Origin of the sequence: Flavihumibacter sp. CACIAM 22H1, from assembly GCF_001601815.1 — a bacterium.
Taxonomy (GTDB): domain Bacteria; phylum Bacteroidota; class Bacteroidia; order Chitinophagales; family Chitinophagaceae; genus Flavihumibacter.
This window is the reverse complement of sequence record NZ_LUKG01000006.1, coordinates 90,308-107,420: the sequence shown is the minus strand read 5'-3', so window position 1 is coordinate 107,420 and position 17,113 is coordinate 90,308. Positions and strand designations below refer to the sequence as shown.

At 44.3% G+C, this 17,113-nt stretch carries 20 protein-coding genes and 1 pseudogene; all 21 read right to left on the bottom strand.

The genetic code is table 11. The features are described from left to right. Positions 1-17 precede the first annotated feature (17 nt). Positions 18-3,935, bottom strand: coding sequence for a T9SS type A sorting domain-containing protein (locus A1D16_RS03495; protein WP_290707834.1), 3,918 nt, complete (start codon positions 3,933-3,935; stop codon positions 18-20). Between the two features lie 227 nt (positions 3,936-4,162). Continuing rightward, a complete protein-coding gene (locus tag A1D16_RS03490; protein ID WP_290707833.1) occupies positions 4,163-4,834 on the bottom strand; it encodes a response regulator transcription factor in 672 nt (223 codons plus the stop codon). A gap of 711 nt (positions 4,835-5,545) precedes the next feature. After that, positions 5,546-5,722 carry a hypothetical protein gene (locus A1D16_RS03485; RefSeq protein WP_290707832.1) on the bottom strand — a complete coding sequence of 59 codons (177 nt, stop codon included), beginning with the start codon at positions 5,720-5,722 and terminating at the stop codon, positions 5,546-5,548. Beyond that, complete coding sequence (rpsA, locus tag A1D16_RS03480; RefSeq protein ID WP_290707830.1) at positions 5,709-7,448, bottom strand: 30S ribosomal protein S1; 1,740 nt, start codon at positions 7,446-7,448, stop codon at positions 5,709-5,711. The genes A1D16_RS03485 and rpsA overlap by 14 nt, the downstream gene beginning before the upstream one ends. A gap of 70 nt (positions 7,449-7,518) precedes the next feature. Next, positions 7,519-8,805, bottom strand: a complete 1,287-nt coding sequence (locus tag A1D16_RS03475) for an NAD(P)/FAD-dependent oxidoreductase (RefSeq protein ID WP_290707829.1) — start codon at positions 8,803-8,805, stop codon at positions 7,519-7,521. Further along, positions 8,771-9,241 (bottom strand): hypothetical protein, encoded by a 471-nt coding sequence (locus A1D16_RS03470; RefSeq protein ID WP_290707828.1) that lies wholly within the window; start codon positions 9,239-9,241, stop codon positions 8,771-8,773. The genes A1D16_RS03475 and A1D16_RS03470 overlap by 35 nt, the downstream gene beginning before the upstream one ends. Before the next feature lie 127 nt (positions 9,242-9,368). After that, positions 9,369-10,163 carry a type I methionyl aminopeptidase gene (map, locus tag A1D16_RS03465; RefSeq protein ID WP_290707827.1) on the bottom strand — a complete coding sequence of 265 codons (795 nt, stop codon included), beginning with the start codon at positions 10,161-10,163 and terminating at the stop codon, positions 9,369-9,371. Between the two features lie 69 nt (positions 10,164-10,232). Beyond that, the gene (gene secY / locus A1D16_RS03460; protein WP_290707826.1) at positions 10,233-11,567 is read right to left on the bottom strand and encodes a preprotein translocase subunit SecY; all 1,335 of its coding nucleotides are present in this window, start codon (positions 11,565-11,567) and stop codon (positions 10,233-10,235) included. 75 nt (positions 11,568-11,642) lie between these two features. Beyond that, positions 11,643-12,092 (bottom strand): 50S ribosomal protein L15, encoded by a 450-nt coding sequence (gene rplO, locus A1D16_RS03455; protein WP_290707825.1) that lies wholly within the window; start codon positions 12,090-12,092, stop codon positions 11,643-11,645. Positions 12,093-12,211: 119 nt separating this feature from the next. Continuing rightward, positions 12,212-12,391 (bottom strand): 50S ribosomal protein L30, encoded by a 180-nt coding sequence (rpmD, locus tag A1D16_RS03450; protein ID WP_290707823.1) that lies wholly within the window; start codon positions 12,389-12,391, stop codon positions 12,212-12,214. 19 nt (positions 12,392-12,410) lie between these two features. Further along, entirely contained in the window at positions 12,411-12,929 is a 519-nt protein-coding gene (gene rpsE, locus A1D16_RS03445; RefSeq protein WP_290707822.1) for a 30S ribosomal protein S5, read from the bottom strand. A gap of 45 nt (positions 12,930-12,974) precedes the next feature. Beyond that, positions 12,975-13,328: a 50S ribosomal protein L18 gene (gene rplR / locus A1D16_RS03440; RefSeq protein ID WP_290707821.1), complete on the bottom strand. Its 354-nt coding sequence runs from the start codon at positions 13,326-13,328 to the stop codon at positions 12,975-12,977. A gap of 73 nt (positions 13,329-13,401) precedes the next feature. Then, entirely contained in the window at positions 13,402-13,956 is a 555-nt protein-coding gene (rplF, locus tag A1D16_RS03435; protein WP_290707820.1) for a 50S ribosomal protein L6, read from the bottom strand. Between the two features lie 121 nt (positions 13,957-14,077). Continuing rightward, positions 14,078-14,476, bottom strand: coding sequence for a 30S ribosomal protein S8 (gene rpsH, locus A1D16_RS03430; RefSeq protein ID WP_290707818.1), 399 nt, complete (start codon positions 14,474-14,476; stop codon positions 14,078-14,080). An 88-nt stretch (positions 14,477-14,564) separates the two neighbouring features. Next, the gene (rpsN, locus tag A1D16_RS03425) at positions 14,565-14,834 is read right to left on the bottom strand and encodes a 30S ribosomal protein S14 (RefSeq protein WP_290707817.1); all 270 of its coding nucleotides are present in this window, start codon (positions 14,832-14,834) and stop codon (positions 14,565-14,567) included. Positions 14,835-14,859: 25 nt separating this feature from the next. Beyond that, positions 14,860-15,438 (bottom strand): 50S ribosomal protein L5, encoded by a 579-nt coding sequence (gene rplE / locus A1D16_RS03420; RefSeq protein WP_290707816.1) that lies wholly within the window; start codon positions 15,436-15,438, stop codon positions 14,860-14,862. Next, on the bottom strand, positions 15,438-15,776 hold the full coding sequence (gene rplX / locus A1D16_RS03415; protein ID WP_290707815.1) for a 50S ribosomal protein L24: 339 nt from the start codon (positions 15,774-15,776) through the stop codon (positions 15,438-15,440). Before rplX ends, rplE begins: the two co-directional genes overlap by 1 nt. 71 nt (positions 15,777-15,847) lie before the next feature. Beyond that, positions 15,848-16,216 (bottom strand): 50S ribosomal protein L14, encoded by a 369-nt coding sequence (gene rplN, locus A1D16_RS03410; protein WP_039142952.1) that lies wholly within the window; start codon positions 16,214-16,216, stop codon positions 15,848-15,850. 41 nt (positions 16,217-16,257) lie between these two features. Then, positions 16,258-16,514 (bottom strand): annotated as a pseudogene (rpsQ, locus tag A1D16_RS03405) (30S ribosomal protein S17). Between the two features lie 49 nt (positions 16,515-16,563). Then, positions 16,564-16,773, bottom strand: coding sequence for a 50S ribosomal protein L29 (gene rpmC / locus A1D16_RS03400; protein ID WP_290707814.1), 210 nt, complete (start codon positions 16,771-16,773; stop codon positions 16,564-16,566). A gap of 27 nt (positions 16,774-16,800) precedes the next feature. Next, on the bottom strand, positions 16,801-17,113 hold a 313-nt coding region (gene rplP / locus A1D16_RS03395; protein WP_290707813.1), incomplete at its 5' end, for a 50S ribosomal protein L16.

Genomic DNA, 17,113 nt, shown 5'->3' with positions numbered 1-17,113 from the left:
TATATGCTGCATGCAAATTATTGGAAAATTAATTTTTCGATCGTTTCTGTACCCGTGGCGGTATTTCGGACCTTCAGGAAGTAAATTCCTGGTTTCATGGTGGTATGCCGCTGTAACGTAACCGTCATCGGCCCACCTACTGCTTTCTGGGTCTGATACAATACCTGGCCTGCCGCATTCAGCAGATCGAGCTGGTAGAGCCCCGGCTGATTGGCCTGGAAGGCGATATTAATCACCTCTTTTACGGGATTCGGATAAATTTGGATAGGTGTTGCATCTGTTTGCTGCAATTTCATTTTCAACAGGTTAGAATACCTGACCTGACCACTTTTATCAATTGCCTTGATCCTGTACTGGTGTACGGAAGCCAGCAGCCGATCGTCTGTGTAGCTGAATTGAACACCTGAGCGGTTATTCGTAACACCCACCTCACCAATTACCTGGAACTCATTTGAAGTAGGATTCAGGCGCTCTACCTGGTAGCGGATTATATCTCCGCTTTGCATATGATTCCAGCTCAACTGGTGGGCTTTACGAATTGTTTTTCCCTGGAGTTTAACTTTATCAGACAATACGCCTCCGCAGTTTCCGGTTACATTGTAGTAATTGAGTCGTACCAGGCACCCATTGTTTACCGATACCCGGGCCACGTATTCGCCAATACTATTCGGTTCGAGATAGGGTATCATATATTCCCGATCCGTGCTCACCAGCACACTGTCATTCTCCGATAATTTCTGGTACCATTCATAGGTAGCGTTCGGGAAACTTGGTACAGATAAGGTTACGTCTGTATAATAACAATCAGACTGTGCGGTAACTACGATATTCTGAAGAGGAAGTACACTTACATCATTCAGGGTTGCATTGCCGCAATAATCAACCACCCGTAAACGCACCAGGGAATAACTATTGCCATTATTGATATTAAATATAGGACTGGGCTGCGGAGCTGCCACAATAGAAGGACTTGCAGGAACACTTCCAATGATCTCATACATGAAGGGCGGTGCGCCTCCGATTACATTGGCTCCTACACTGAAGGAATTATTATCACACTGGAAAGAAGCCGATTTGTCCAATTGAGGATATTGATACGCACCCACTACTACGGTATCGTATCCTTTGTTTGTACAGCTTCCTGGTAAATTATATTGTACCACATAGGTAGCAGGTTCAAGATCTGTCCATTTATAAACTGCAACGGATCCGGTATTGTAAGGAATATTTACCGCGTTCCCGTTTTTGCGGATAATAGTGGGATTGATAACACCCAGGTTTGAACTAACGGTGATGGTTAACTCAGACGATCCATTCTGATTAGCACCAGAAGGGCATTTTGACAATACCTGCAGGTCACTGCTAAACGTACTCATTACCGGGGTAACCATACTACTGGTAGCGCTTCCGCAATTATCAGTGAGTTCAACTCGGTATTGCTGCGCGCCCGGAAGCATGTCCAGGTTTTCCACGCGGATAGTGGTATTAGCGGTAGTTACCGTTTTCACCAATGAATCAGCCGGATTGTACACATTAACCGTATACGGTCCAAAACCATTACTCACGTTTACACGGATATTGGTTCGGTTAAATTCACAGGAAGGCTGTGCCGTTAACGAAATACCCGGGGATGACCTGCGTACTTCAAAACAACGGTTAATAGTGGTATCATAACAATTATCGCGGATTCCTATACAATAAGAGCCATAAGGAATATTGTTGAATTGACCATTGGTATTGGTGGATATGATGTTATTGGCAGAATCACGCAACGTATAGGTAGGTGAACTAAAATTACTCACCCATTGTACCCGGGCGGTAAATCCCGAACAGGTACGATTGGAATATTGTACAGATCCCGCATTCGGAATATTAGGACTTACTGTAAGGCAACGGGTAATAAGGGTATCGTAACAGTTTACATCATTCTGCACTTCCATACAATAAGATCCGTAAGGAACATTGTTAAACAGCCCGGTTGAATTGGTACCGATTACAGTACCCGCACTGTTCTTTAAGGTAAACTGGGCATTACTGATATTAGTTAACCCATTCAGGCTCATTGTAAAACCTGTACATCCACGGTTTCCTGCCTGCAAGCTTCCAACGGAAGGTATATTGGGCGTAACCGTAATACACCTGCGTATCGTGGTATCATAACAGTTTACATCGTTGCGGATGTCCATACAATAAGAACCATAGGGCAGTCCGGGGAAAATACCTGTTGTATTACAACCGATCAGGGTGTTGGAGGCGTCGTATAAACAATACTGGGCATTGGTAATATTTGTTTGTCCACCTATACTTAAATCAATTGTGGTGCAATTCCTTACCACGCTTAATTGTGAATTTACAGAGGGAGGAATCGGCAATACGGTAAAACAACGCTCAATAGTGGTATCGTAACAACTTGCATCATTGGTAATACGCATACAGTAATTACCGTAGGGGATATTACCAAAATTTCCATTGGTATTGCAGGCAATCTGGACACCCGCCTGGGTAAACAAACAGTACTGTGGATTAGTAAGATTGGTTTGACCGGTAATGCTTACATCAAAATCAGCACATTGGGGGTCTGTTATGGTAACGCTGGCTGCCACTGAAGGTATCAGCGGTTGAACGGTAAAACATCTTCTCAGCGTGGTATCATAACAACCGTCTTTTACTTCAATACAATAAGCTCCATTGGCCAGGTTAGGGAAGGTTCCGGTTGTATTGCAAGCTACCTGTACACCAGCACTGTTAAACAAACAGAAATTGGGGCTGGTGAAGTTTACAAGACCACTTACTGAAGCTGTAACAAGGTTACAATCTATTCGGCTCAGGTTTACATTCGGATTCAGGTTTAATACCGGTTGTGTAAGGGTAAAGTTCCGGGTTATGGTAGTATCAAAACAATTATCCCGGATAGTGATCGAATAGGTGCCCTCCTGAATACCGGGGAATATACCGGTAGTGTTACAACCAACTTCTACATTGCTGCTATTAATTAAACAATAGGTCGGGTTGTTCAGGTTCACCTGGCCGGTTATAGTAGCAGTGAAACTGTTACAGGATTGAAAACTGGTTAAAACAGCATTGGCAACGGCTGGTATCTGGTTATCGGACCAATTTACGCTTCGTACATTTCCGCAGGCATCTTTTACAACCAGCCTTACCGACCTGCGAGATTCGAGGTCATAGGTAAACTGGTAGCTGGAATACCAGGCGGTATCGCCCGGGCTGTTAACTGCACCATATTGAAAACTGTTAAATACCGGGTTATTGGTATTGGAGTTTCCCCTTGAATCGCGCACGCGCAGTTCGAAATTCCCATCGCGGCAATTTACTCTTGCACCGCTGTGGTATTCGATCCACCAGTCGTAGGATAATACATTAACCCGACGGGTTTGAATGCCGCCACAGGAATCCTTTAGTTCAATAGCGTATTCGCCACCCGGAAGCCCCGTAAAAATACCGGTAGAATTAGAGGTGCCGACTCCTGCCGGAGAGGGTGCTACAATGGTAAAGGTATACGGAAAGCGACCTCCGGTTTGGTTGGTTACAGTAATGGTAGCATCATTGGCATTAGCACAGGTTACATCGGTTTTAACCAGGTTAAAACGCGGATCTTCATAGGTACCCGGTACTATAATATTTAATCTTTCAGCAACACAATTGGTGGTTACATCCTGCACCATAACGGTATAGGTTCCGGCAGAGAGTCCACTAATAGTTGCTGAAGAAGTATAGGGGGTGTTGATGGGACCAACAACCCTATAATTATAATTGCCGCTACCACCTGAAGCTGTAACAGTGATGGTACCGGTAGCCATACACCTGGACTCCTGCGATACCGCAGAATTCACAGTAAGGGAACAAGCCTGGGCCTGTATCTCCTGGTAATGAATAAGGCTGTAAAGAATGGTAAGGAGTAGGTAGAGTTTTTTCATAGACGGATTTGGATTCACGGATATAACGTCAAAAATCTAACTACCATCGATGAAAAGAAAGCTTTTGTCGAAAATTTCGACGAATGGATACCTATATTGAGTAGTAGTACCTACCGGTTGTAGAAGTTTTACTATAATACGCTACTTGTTTCTGTAAAAAAACACCCCCTGTTTGAAATGTTGCATTCAAGCAGGGGGTGCATTAAAGAGTTGCTGAAACAATGTAGTTATGTTTCCTGTACAAAGCCTTTTTTAACGGCATACATTACTAATCCGGCCATTGATTTAGCGCCTGTTTTTGTTTTCAATTTATCACGAATTGCTTCTACTGTTCTGGGACTGATATCTACGATATCGGCAATTTCCTTGGTTGTTTTTTCCTCGCACATTAATTTCAGAATTCTGATTTCTTTTTCTGTTAATTGTGCATCCAATAAATGATCCGGTTCTGTTTTACGGGTTCGCAAACCTGTCAGCAGGGCTTTATTGGTCAATTCATTGAAAAAGAATTCCTGTTCATAGCAGGTCTTAATCGCCTGGTAAATGGTTTCGGAATCAGAATTTTTGGTGAGGTAGGAATTGGCACCGATTTCCATCAGTTTAGAAATCATGGAATGATCGTTATGCATGGAAAGGATAATTACTTTCACATGCGGATTGATCTTCCGGATTTCCGGCAGTGTAGTAATTCCATCCATTATCGGCATCTGAATGTCTAAAAGAATTACATCCGGCTCAATATGTTTGAGCAGGTTTAATAATTGCATCCCATTATCGGCCTCTGCTATCAGCTCCACGTCTCTTTTTGCAGAGAGTGCTGTTTTAACGCCTGCACGAAACAGGGCGTGGTCATCAGCAATAGCTACCTTAATCGGATTGTTCGGATCTGGTTTTTTCATACGGTGAATTTTGCGAATTGGGAAAGGTCATTTTTCGGATCCTTTCGGTTTGCAAGTTGTAAAAATTCCTGAACATTCACTATAGTAGTTCTACGTAAAAAATACCTGTTCGGAAATATACCATTGTAGCAATTTTCCATAAATTTAGCCATTTTACCATCGTAACAATCCCCTTTTACGGTCGAAATTTTACGAATTACGCAGTATTTCCTGTACCCCTTAAATTCAGCAATTCCGCTCTTGTACCCCCAACCCGGTATGCCTACCTTTGTTTCAGAAGTTGATTGACGGGAATCGAAACTCCAACCATCCAATGTCCAGTAACAACCGTCCAGAACTCTTTCAATATCTTATGAAACCGGCGAGACCTAGGTCAATCAACTTCCTTTTCTAAGATCCATGAAAAATCCCGGCATCAGACTTCTTCAACCGGAACCTAATTTACCTGCCCCATTACCCTAATTAAACCGCTCACCCGACTGGGAAACCAGCTCTTTATAGCTTTATGCCTGCTTTGAATGCAACAGGTGCGTAGTAGCGAAGGGGGATTTAAAACCATTTGGCCGAATAAACGGAGTGAATGTTTATGAAATCAGCAGCCAACCTTCTAGGTTTACTTAATTCCATGGAGCATTACAAGGCAGGCTTTTTTTAGTTAAAAAAAAAGGTGCAGCGATTAGCTGCACCTTACTATTTATTTCCTGATTAGGATTAGGCACCTTCACCTTCTCCACCTTCCAGCTTCTTCTTGAGTTCAGCCAGTACACCCAGATCACCCAAGGTAGCTTTTTCCACCTTGCTCTGGATATTCTTAACCGCTTTCTTGGTTTTGTCTGCTTCAGCTTTTGCTTCTTTCTTAATCGCTTCTCTTTCTTCAGCTTTTCGCAACTTCCCAAGTGCGGGCATGACTAACTACAATACGCTTTTCGTTCCGGTCGAATTCAATTACCAGGAACTGGTTGGTTTCCTCTGCATTTACTGAGCTACCATCTTCTTTTGCAAGGTGACGGTTAGGCGCAAATCCTTCAAGGCCGTAGGGCAATTGAACAATAGCTCCTTTGTCATCCTTACGGATTACAGTTCCTTCATGAATGGTTCCTACAGCAAAGGTATCTTCCAGTGCATTCCATGGATCTTCTTCCAGTTGTTTATGTCCAAGTTGCAGTTTCCGGTTTTCTTTATCAATTCCGAGGATGATGATATCGATTTTCTCTCCAACTTTCGTGTACTCAGAAGGATGATTGAATCGTTTCAGCCAGCTCAGGTCACTGATATGAATCATACCACCAATACCTGGTTCCAGTTCTACAAATACGCCATAAGGAGTAATGTTTTTCACCAGACCGCTATGACGGCTTTCAACAGGGAATTTGTTTTCGATTTCATTCCAGGGATCGGGTGTCATTTGCTTGATGGAAAGACTCATCTTGCGCGCATCCTTATCCAGGGTAACGATTTTCGCTTCGTATTCATCTCCCAGTTTGAAGAATTCTTTGGCATTGATTGGCGTATTAGCCCATGTGATTTCACTCACGTGAACCAATCCTTCCACACCTGGCATAATTTCCAGGAATGCTCCGTAGTCTTCAATATTAACCACTTTACCTTTTACCACGTTGTTTTCAGTAACGTTTTCAGGCAGCACATCCCAAGGATGAGGGGTCAGTTGTTTCAGGCCCAGGCTGATTCTTTTCTTGTCGTCGTCGAAATCCAATACTACCACATTCAGTTTCTGGTCCAGCTTCAACACCTCGGAAGGATGGTTGATTCGGCCCCAACTGATATCGGTAATATAAAGCAGTCCGTCCAAGCCACCGAGGTCCATGAACGCACCGAAATCGGTGATATTCTTGATAGTACCTTCGAGTACCTGGCCTTTCTCCAGTTTGCCCATGATCTCTGCACGTTGTGCTTCGATATCGCTTTCGATAAGCGCTTTGTGAGATACCACCGCATTTTTGATGGCTTCGTTCACTTTAACCACTTTAAACTCCATGGTTTTACCAACAAACTGATCGTAATCAGTAACTGGTTTAACATCGATCTGAGAACCTGGCAGGAAGGTTTCCATACCAAATACATCCACGATAAGACCACCTTTGGTTTTGCTGGTAACCGTACCGGTAACAATTTCGCCAGTTTTATGAACTTCAACGATTTTTTCCCAGGCACGTGTAATGCGGGCTTGTTTACGGCTCAGGTGCAGATGACCCTGACGGTCTTCTTTCTCTACCACCATAACTTCCACTTCATCACCGATCTTTAATCCCTGCAGATCACGGAATTCATTCAATGAAATCAGACCATCACTTTTGAATCCGATATTCAGTACAACGTCGGTTTTGGTTAAACCAACCACAGCACCTTTAATCAGTTCTCCGTCGGTGATAGTTACGAAAGTGGCTTCGTATACTTTGTCATACTTGGCCTTTTCTTCCGAATTATAGGAAGAAACATTGCGCTTGTCGATGCTCCAGTCGAAATCATCATGGGCTGTAGCTTCTGCAACAGGCGCCTCAGGTGCAGTTGTTGTCGCTGTAGTTGCTTCTGCGGGTGCAGCAGCAGACTCCTGATCATCAGCGTTTAATTGTTTAGCAAAAATGTTTTGAAACATAAAGAATTCCCGATGGTTTTATTCGGGCCTGCAAAGATAGGCAAAATCAGCTTCCCACCTGTCTTTTGGGCTATTTTTTAACGATGGATCTAGCGGCCAGCCAGCCGCTTGTCCAGGCATGTTGAAAATTAAACCCACCCGTTATACCATCCACATCCAATACCTCCCCGGCAAAATACAGCCCCGGATGCAGGCGGCTTTCCATCGTAGCCGGGTTTACTTCTGCCAATTGAATTCCACCCGCGGTTACAAATTCTTCTTTAAAGGTGGTTTTACCCTTCACTTCCAATTCCATGGCACACAGCAGTTTTACAAGTTTGTTTTGCTCTTTGGCTGGTAATTCTCCCCATTTTTCATTTCCCTGAGCACCAGCCTCTGCCAGCAGGTACTCCCAAAACCGCTGCGGCAGGCCAAATGGATTTCGGTTGATGAGTTTCTGGGCGCCTTTTTCATTTCTGAATCCCCGGATAAATTCCAGCAGATTTTGCTCATGGTATGCCGGCACCCAGTTAACCAGCATCGTAAAATGCCAGTTCCTTTCTGCCAGCAACCTGGCTCCCCAGGCGCTTAACTTCAACACAGCCGGCCCGCTAAGCCCCCAATGTGTTATTAATACGGGTCCTTTTTCCACCAGTTTGGTACCGGTTATTTTCACCTGAACCGGTTCCACTACCACCCCCATCAGGGAGCGGATCGAATGCCCGGGCAAATTAAATGTGAAAAGAGAGGGTACCGGATCTTCCAGGCTATGTTTGGTGGTTTTCAGCCAATTAAACTGGCTGCTTTTAGGATATCCTCCGGAAGCCACGCAAACGGCCTGGGCAGGGAGCGACCCTGAATTGGTTACTACCTTCCAGCCGTTCGCGGTTTGCTCCAGAGCCAGCACTTCCTGGTTCAGGCGAACCTGCACACCATGTATGCGGGCCTGTTCCAACAAACAGTCAATAATCGATCCCGAATCATCCGACACCGGAAACATGCGGCCATCCTCCTCCGCCTTTAGAGCCACCCCTCTTTTTTCAAACCACTGAATGGTATCTGCCGGGTTAAAATAGCCGAAGCTTTTCTTTACAAACTTTTCCCCTCTCGGGTATTTTTTGGCGAGTTCAGGCACTTTAAAACAGGCATGTGTTACATTACACCTGCCTCCTCCGCTGATCCGCACTTTTGATAATAACTTCGACGATTTTTCTAACAAGATCACGGTCATGGATGGATCCATTGCAGCTGCATTAACGGCGCAAAAAAAGCCCGCTGCGCCCCCACCAATTACGACAAGTGTTCGCTTATCCATACCCTCAAAAATACAGGAATAGCCTGCATCAATTGCAGGAAGCCGGCGGATAATAGGAATCATAAAAAAACATGGAACGAAGTTCGGGGGCGCGGCAATTATCTATTTCCGCAGGCATCAGGTCCTCCACCAGGAACCGCAGCATCTCTGTCCAGGATAAATCTTCCCGGAAAACAACGTCAATCGAATTTTCGTCCAGGATCGCCAGCAAACGTTCCGCTTCCTGCACAACTTGCTTTTCTGACCGGGCTAAAGAAAGATCAGGCAGCTTGGGACGCCCAATATACTGGTGAACAACCGTGCTGCCAGCACCCGACTTCCCTTCCACCGATAAGACCATTTTTAGAAACAAATTTTCCATCTCCGGGCTTAAATCAGTAGCAATATAAACCTGCGCACCATGCTCTACCTGCAAACGGATCCGCATCAGCTCATTTTCTATCCTCAATTGCTTATGCGGATCCTCATTAAATGAGGGTCCCTGCTCAGTTTTTTTCATGCTTCCCTGGTTTACTGTTTTGAATAGGTTTCCAGGTGTAAACATGGGAATAATAAAAAACCTGGTCAGGAGTGAAATCACCCTAATTGACCAGGTTATACAAACAGGTGCTTACTGCAGCCGGCATTTAAGAGAATAAGTTCGGGTTCGCTTTTTCAGCTGCCTCAATGGCTGTAAAGCTTGACAAGATATCTGCCTTGCCCCGGCGAACACAAATGGTGTGCTCAAAATGGGCGGCCGGTAATCCGTCTTTTGTTTTTACCGTCCAGCCATCGTCGTCGTACCAAACTTCTTTTACACCCATATTAATCATGGGTTCAATAGCAATTACCAACCCATCCTTCAATTTGGCACCGCTGCCTCTTCTTCCATAATTGGGAACCTGTGGTTCTTCATGCAGATGGCGTCCCAATCCATGCCCTACCAATTCTCTCACCACCCCGTATTTATGCTTTCGTTCAGCAAAATCCTGGATAGCAAATGAAATATCCCCTACCCTGTTTCCTGCCACTGCTTTTTCGATACCCAGGTATAACGACTCTTTGGTTACCTGCAGCAGTTTTTTAACATCCTCGGCTATCGTTCCGATAGCAAATGTGTAGGCACTATCTCCATGAAAACCATTTTTGTAGGCCCCGACATCCACAGAAACGATATCACCTTCCTTTATCGGCCAATCGTTTGGGAACCCATGCACTACCGCGTCATTTACACTAATACAGCAGGTAAAGGGAAAGCCCTTGTAGTTTTTAAAAGAAGGAACCGCTCCATGATCCCGGATAAACTGTTCCGCCAGCTGATCCACCTCTAAGGTTGTCATACCAGGCCGTATGGATTTGGCTACCTCTTCCAGGGTGGCACTTACCAACAAACTGCTTTCCCGGATTAATTCAACCTCTGCACTTGTTTTATAGTATATCATGCGCTAAAAAAAAATTCCCGGCAAAGGTAATCCTTTACCGGGAGTTAATAAATCTATACAGTGTTCAACTTAAATAGTAGTAGTACTTACTGCCTGGCGCCCCTGTATCCTGCCACTTTTCATGAGGCCGTCATACTGGCGCATCAATAATTGGGTTTCAATTTGCTGCAGGGTATCCAATACAACGCCCACCATAATCAAGAGGGAAGTTCCTCCAAAGAAGGAAGCAAATCCCTGGGTAATTCCGAGGCGCTGGGCAAAGCCGGGCAGAATACCTACCAGCGCCAGTAAAATTGCGCCAGGTAACGTAATCCGGTCCATAACACTACCGATATAATCGGCTGTTTCCTGGCCGGGTTTTACCCCCGGGATAAACCCGTTATTTCTTTTCAGGTCTTCCGCAATTTGCTTCGGGTTAAAGATCAGGGCAGTATACAAAAACGTAAATCCAATAACGATGACAGCGTAAATTACCATATGCCAGGCATTCTTCGGATCGGAGAATATCCTTGCAATACCCTGTCCAGAGTCAAAACTGGTATAAGAAAACAGGGTCGGCAGGAACATAATAGCCTGCGCAAAGATGATAGGCATTACACCGGCGCCATTAACCTTTAGTGGAAGAAACTGCCGGGCGCCGCCGAACTGTTTGTTTCCGATGATCTGTTTGGCATATTGAACCGGAATTTTCCGTACACCCTGTACCAGTACAATCAGTCCCATGATAATAGCAATCAATACCGCTATCTCAATTACGAATACCAGCAAACCACCGCTTCCCCGGTTACTTTTGGCAGCCCATTCCTGGATAGCCGACTGTGGTAAACGGGCAAGGATACCTACCATGATAATAAGAGAAGTACCGTTTCCAAGGCCCTTATCCGTTATCTTCTCACCCAGCCACATTACAAACAGGGTACCTGCCGTAAGTACAACGGTTGTAGAGATCCAGAAATACGGAGAATAGGAGGCTAATAATGCCGGACCGTTTACCTGGTTCAGGTAAGCCACGTAAGCACCTGCCTGCACTGCAGTAACTGCAACGGTGAGGTAGCGGGTCCATTGATTAATTTTTTTACGGCCACTCTCTCCTTCTTTCTGTATTTTCTGCATCTGTGGAACCAGGATGGTCATCAGCTGCATGAAGATAGAGGCAGAGATATAGGGCATGATACCCAATGCAAAGATGGATGCCTGTGAAAAAGCACCTCCGGCAAATGCGTCGATCAGGCCAAGGGCTCCTGATTTTGCAGTTTCGGTATCAATTTTGTTAGGATCCAGACCGGGCAATACGATATGCGCCCCGATCCTGTAAATCAGAATAAGCAGCAGTGTGGTTATGATCTTACTTCTTAACTCTTCAATGCTCCAGATATTCTTCAGCGTCTGAATTAATTTCTTCACGGATTTCTGAGATTTAAGTGAGCCTCCAATAAAAAAGGACGCATTTTTCCAATGCGTCCGGCAAGATAAAGAAAATTACTTTACAATTTCAATTGTTCCACCAGCCGCTTCAATAGCTGCTTTAGCCTTCTCACTGGCAGCGTTCACTTTAAAACTCAGCTTAGCCTTCAGCTCGCCTGTTCCAAGCACTTTCACGTAATCTGTATGAGCGATCAGTCCGTTTATGTAGAGTGTTTCCAGGTTGAATTCAGTCAGGTTGTATTTTTCAGCCAGCTGCTCAATTTGACCCAGGTTGAAAACTTTGTATTCTACGCGGTTAATATTGGTAAATCCACGTTTAGGAACACGACGTTGGATAGGCATCTGGCCCCCTTCGTGTGCACGTTTAGATTTATAACCTGCACGGCTTTGTCCACCTTTATTACCTTTTGTAGAAGTTCCACCTTTACCGGAAGCTTCCCCACGACCTAATCTTTTTTCTCTGTGCGTTGCGCCTTCTGCGGGCTGTAAATTGTGCAGTTTCATGTTTTTTTGATTTTAAACTTTCGGGGAATCACCCCTCGCATAATAGTAACTAGTAAACGAATAAAACGAAACAGTGAATGGCGACTATTCTAAGCAGTTCACCATTCACTATTCAATCTTTAGGCTTCTTCCACCTTTAACAGGTGTTCCACCTTACGTACCATACCCAGGATCTGAGGGGTAGCTTCTACCTCGCGAGAGGCGTTCAACTTTCTCAGGCCAAGTGCCTGAAGGGTCAGTTTTTGACTTTCAGGACGGTCGATGGCACTTTTAACTTGTGTGATCTTAATCTTTTTCATCTCAATAGTAATTGGGAGATTATCCATTAAATACTTTCTTCAGGCTAACAGTACGGGTTTTAGCAACCTGTACGGGCTCTTTCAGGGTAGCCAGGGCCTTAAAGGTGGCTTTTACCACGTTATGTGGATTTGCAGAACCCAGGCTTTTTGCCAAAACGTCGGTGATGCCTGCACTTTCCAATACTGCCCGCATACTACCTCCGGCAATTACACCGGTACCGTGTGCGGCAGGCTTGATCAATACCTTAGCAGCGCCTTCTTTAGCCAGCTGATCATGGGGAATGGTTCCATGCATAACCGGAACTTTGATCAGGTTCTTTTTAGCGTCTTCAATTCCTTTAGTGATAGCTTCCTGAACTTCTTTGGCTTTACCGAGTCCGTGACCTACCACACCATTTTCATTTCCTACCACAACCAGTGCAGAGAAACTGAAAGCACGGCCACCTTTGGTAGTTTTTACAACACGATTGATTGCAACTACTTTCTCCTTGAGCTCAAGGTCACCGGCTTTTACTTTATTTAAAATTACTTGTGCCATTTATTGCAGAAATTAAGTTGAGTTTAGATGATTTGGTACGATGAATTAGAATTGAAGTCCTCCTTCACGAGCACCATCTGCCACTGCTTTAATACGTCCATGGTAGAGACGACCACCACGGTCAAACACAACAGCACTAAGACCTAGAGCGGTAGCTTTTGTAGCAATAGCAGCACCCAATAATTTGCCCTTTTCAGTTTTAGTAACTTTTTGTGCGGCAATATCCTTATCGCGGGTAGAAGCCGCAGCCAGGGTAACGCCATTTTCATCGTCAATCAATTGCACATATGTTTCAGCATTGCTGCGGAAAACTGACAGACGAGGTTTCTGAGCAGTACCAGCTACTTTTTTACGGATGCGGTACTGAATCTTCTGTCTTCTGATTGATTTCGTTTCCATTTATTGTTATTTATACCTCCGATACTGCCGGAGAAATTGAATAATTTTTGATTAGCTAAATCCTGGCTTTTACTTATTTACCAGCAGATTTACCAGCTTTCTTACGAACCACTTCACCCACAAAACGCACACCCTTGCCTTTGTATGGTTCAGGTTTACGCAAACTGCGGATTTTAGCAGCCACCTGACCAAGCAATTGTTTGTCTACACCTTCCAGGATAATCTTAGGGTTCTGTCCTTTTTCAGTAAGGGTAGCCACTTTAATTTCACTGGGAATTTCAAAAATGATATTGTGAGAATAACCCAGCGCCAGGTCCAGCGTATTGCCGGTATTAGCAGCTTTGAAACCCACACCTACCAATTCCATCTGTGTTTTAAATCCTTCAGTAACACCTTTTACCTGGTTAGCCAGTAAAGCGCGGTACAGCCCGTGCATGGCACGGTGACGGATCTGATCAGTAGGGCGTTTGATCAGCACTTCGTTATTAACAACTTCCACGATGATATCACGATCAATCGCTTGCTTCAGTTCCCCTTTGGGACCTTTTACCGTAATCACATTATCCTTTCCTACGGTTACAGTAACTCCGGAAGGAACAACGATGGGTTTTTTACCTATACGAGACATGTCAAAAAATTGAGTGGTTATTCAAATGATTGGTGATCGGTCAGACGGGTATAGGACGCCTTAATGTATCAACAACCAGTTATATATGAATTGCGCAATGTTGCCATTGCGCAATAATTTATTAATAAATGTAGCAAAGTACTTCACCGCCTACATTCTGCGATTTCGCTTCCTTATCGGTCATTACTCCTTTGGAAGTAGAAAGAATCGCAACACCCAAACCGTTCTTTACACGAACAAAATCGGCTGGTTTTGCATACTGGCGTAAACCAGGACGGCTAACACGCTCCAGGCTCTGGATAGCGGGTGTTTTGGTAGCGGGATCGTATTTCAGGGCGATTTTGATCAGCCCCTGTTTGCTGTCTTCTTCAAATTTGTATTTCAGGATATATCCTTTATCGTACAAAATTTCAGTGATACGCTTTTTCAGGTTAGAAGCAGGAATCTCCACAATTCTGTGACCAGCCATCTGAGCATTACGGATGCGGGTCAGGAAGTCTGCTATAGGATCAGTAACCATTGTCTTAAATAAGTTTGTTTGATAATTGATTTACAATGCGATATCCTATCTGATATCTACAATTTAATTGTTCCTGCTGGATCAACTATTACCAGCTGGCTTTCTTAACACCAGGAATCTTTCCAGCCAGGGCCATATCGCGGAAGATAACCCTTGACAATCCGAAATAGCGCATATAACCTTTCGGACGACCAGTCAACTGGCAGCGATTCTTCAAACGAACGGGAGAAGCATTTTTTGGAAGGGCATCCAAGGCCTGGTAATCACCTGCTTCTTTCAGCGCTGCGCGCTTTTCAGCAAATTTAGCTACCATCGCTTCTCTTTTCCTTTGTCTGGCTTCTACTGATTTTTTTGCCATATTAAAAATTAAAAAGTATTCTTTATTAAGCGTTTTCGCCTTTTCTGATATTTTTGAAAGGCATTCCCATTTCTTTCAGCAATTCATACGCCTCTTCATTGGTATTCGCAGTAGTTACAAACGTAATATCCAATCCTGTGATCTTATTTACTTTATCGATATCGATCTCCGGGAAAATGATCTGCTCGGTAACACCCAGGGTATAATTACCACGGCCATCGAACGCTTTTTCGCTGATACCTTTGAAATCACGCACACGGGGCAGTGAAACAGAGATCAGGCGATCCAGGAATTCATACATTTTCTCACCGCGCAGGGTAACACGTGCACCAATGGGCATGTTTTTACGCAGTTTGAAGTTCGAAATATCTTTTTTGGACATGGTAGCAACAGCTTTCTGACCAGTAATGGTAGAAAGTTCTTCTACGGCAATGTCTACCAGTTTCTTATCCGCCACAGCGCCATTAACGCCACGGTTCAGACAGATTTTGGTGAGTTTGGGTGCCTGCATAACAGTGCCATAACCAAACTTTTTCATTAAGGCAGGTACAACTTCCTTTTTGTACTTATCTGCCAGACGCGGAGTATATTTAACGGTACTCATTACTTAATTACCTCCCCTGATTTTTTAGCAACACGAACTAATTTTCCAGCTTCACGGGTACGCTTAACTTTAGTTGCGGCACCAGCTTTAGCATCCCACAACATAATGTTGGAGATATTGATGGCAGCTTCTTTCTTAACAATACCACCTTTGGTATTCTGGGCAGAAGGTTTTGTGTGTTTGGTGATAATATTAACACCTTCCACAATTACGCGGCCTTCATCCACCAGAACTTCCAAAACCTTGCGAGGTTTCTTCAGATCTTTGTCGTCGCCGGTAATAACTACCACCGTGTCGCCCTTTTTAATGTTGTATTTCGCTTTGAATCTTGTGCTCATGTAGATTCTATTTATCTAGTTATCACTATTGTTTGGTGCCCGTGCTCCCAATCGGGGGCGCAAAGGTACGATTATAATACTTCCGGAGCAAGAGAAATAATCTTCATATATCCCTTGTCGCGCAATTCTCTTGCTACAGGTCCGAAAATACGTGTACCACGAGGTTCATCAGAGTTGTTCAACAACACTACTGCGTTGTCGTCGAACCGGATGTAGGAACCATCTTTGCGGCGCAGCTTGTTTTTGGTCCGTACAATTACCGCTTTGGTAACCGTACCTTTTTTAATACCGCCTGCAGGAATGGCATCTTTAACAGTAACCACAATCTTATCACCGATTTTGGCATAGTCCTGGCCGCTGTTTCCCAACACGCGGATTACCAGCACTTCTTTAGCTCCACTGTTATCTGCTACATTCAGTCTGCTTTCTTGCTGAATCATCTTAAATTAATTTATTCAATTAGTAATGTAAAACAGAGGGATTACTTCACTTTTTCCACGATCTCTACCAGTCTCCAGCGTTTAGTTTTGCTGAGTGGACGGGTTTCCATAATCCGGACCATATCGCCTATGCTGCACTCGTTTTTTTCGTCGTGCGCATGAAACTTAGTGGTCTTTTTTACGAACTTACCGTAGATGGGGTGTTTCACCTTTCTTTCAACGCAACAGTAACGGTCTTTTCCATTTTGTTGCTGGTTACTACACCAATCCTTGTTTTACGCAAATTTCTTTCAGCCATTGTTATCTTTTTAGCTTATTCGCTTTTTGAATACACCTGGACTACCCAATCAGGCAGTGGCCAGTTTTTTGGTTAATTCCGTTTTCAGGCGGGAAATATCCCTGCGAAGTGAACGAATGCTCATCGGATTCTCCAGTGGAGTGATCGCATGAGCGAACTCCAGCTTCTTCAGACGCAGTTCATCTTCCTGGATGCGAGCCTTGAGATCTGCCAAACTCATGTCTTTCAGGTTGGCTGCGAAATCGGTCTTCTTTGACATCGTATGGTCGATTTTTTTGTTATTAGCTTAGGATTGCAATTCGCGACGAATTACAAACTTTGTTTTGATCGGCAATTTCTGAGCAGCCAGTTCCATAGCGGCTTTGGCAGTTTCTTCAGATACACCATCGCATTCAAACAGAATACGACCGGGCTTTACCACAGCAGCCCAATGATCCGGGTTACCTTTACCTTTACCCATCCTTACTTCAGCAGGCTTTTTGGTAACAATTTTATCAGGAAAAATGCGGATCCAGACATTCCCTTCCCTTTTCATGGAACGGGTCATTGCCTGGCGGGCACTTTCAATCTGGCGGTCGGTCATCCACACTGTTTCCAAT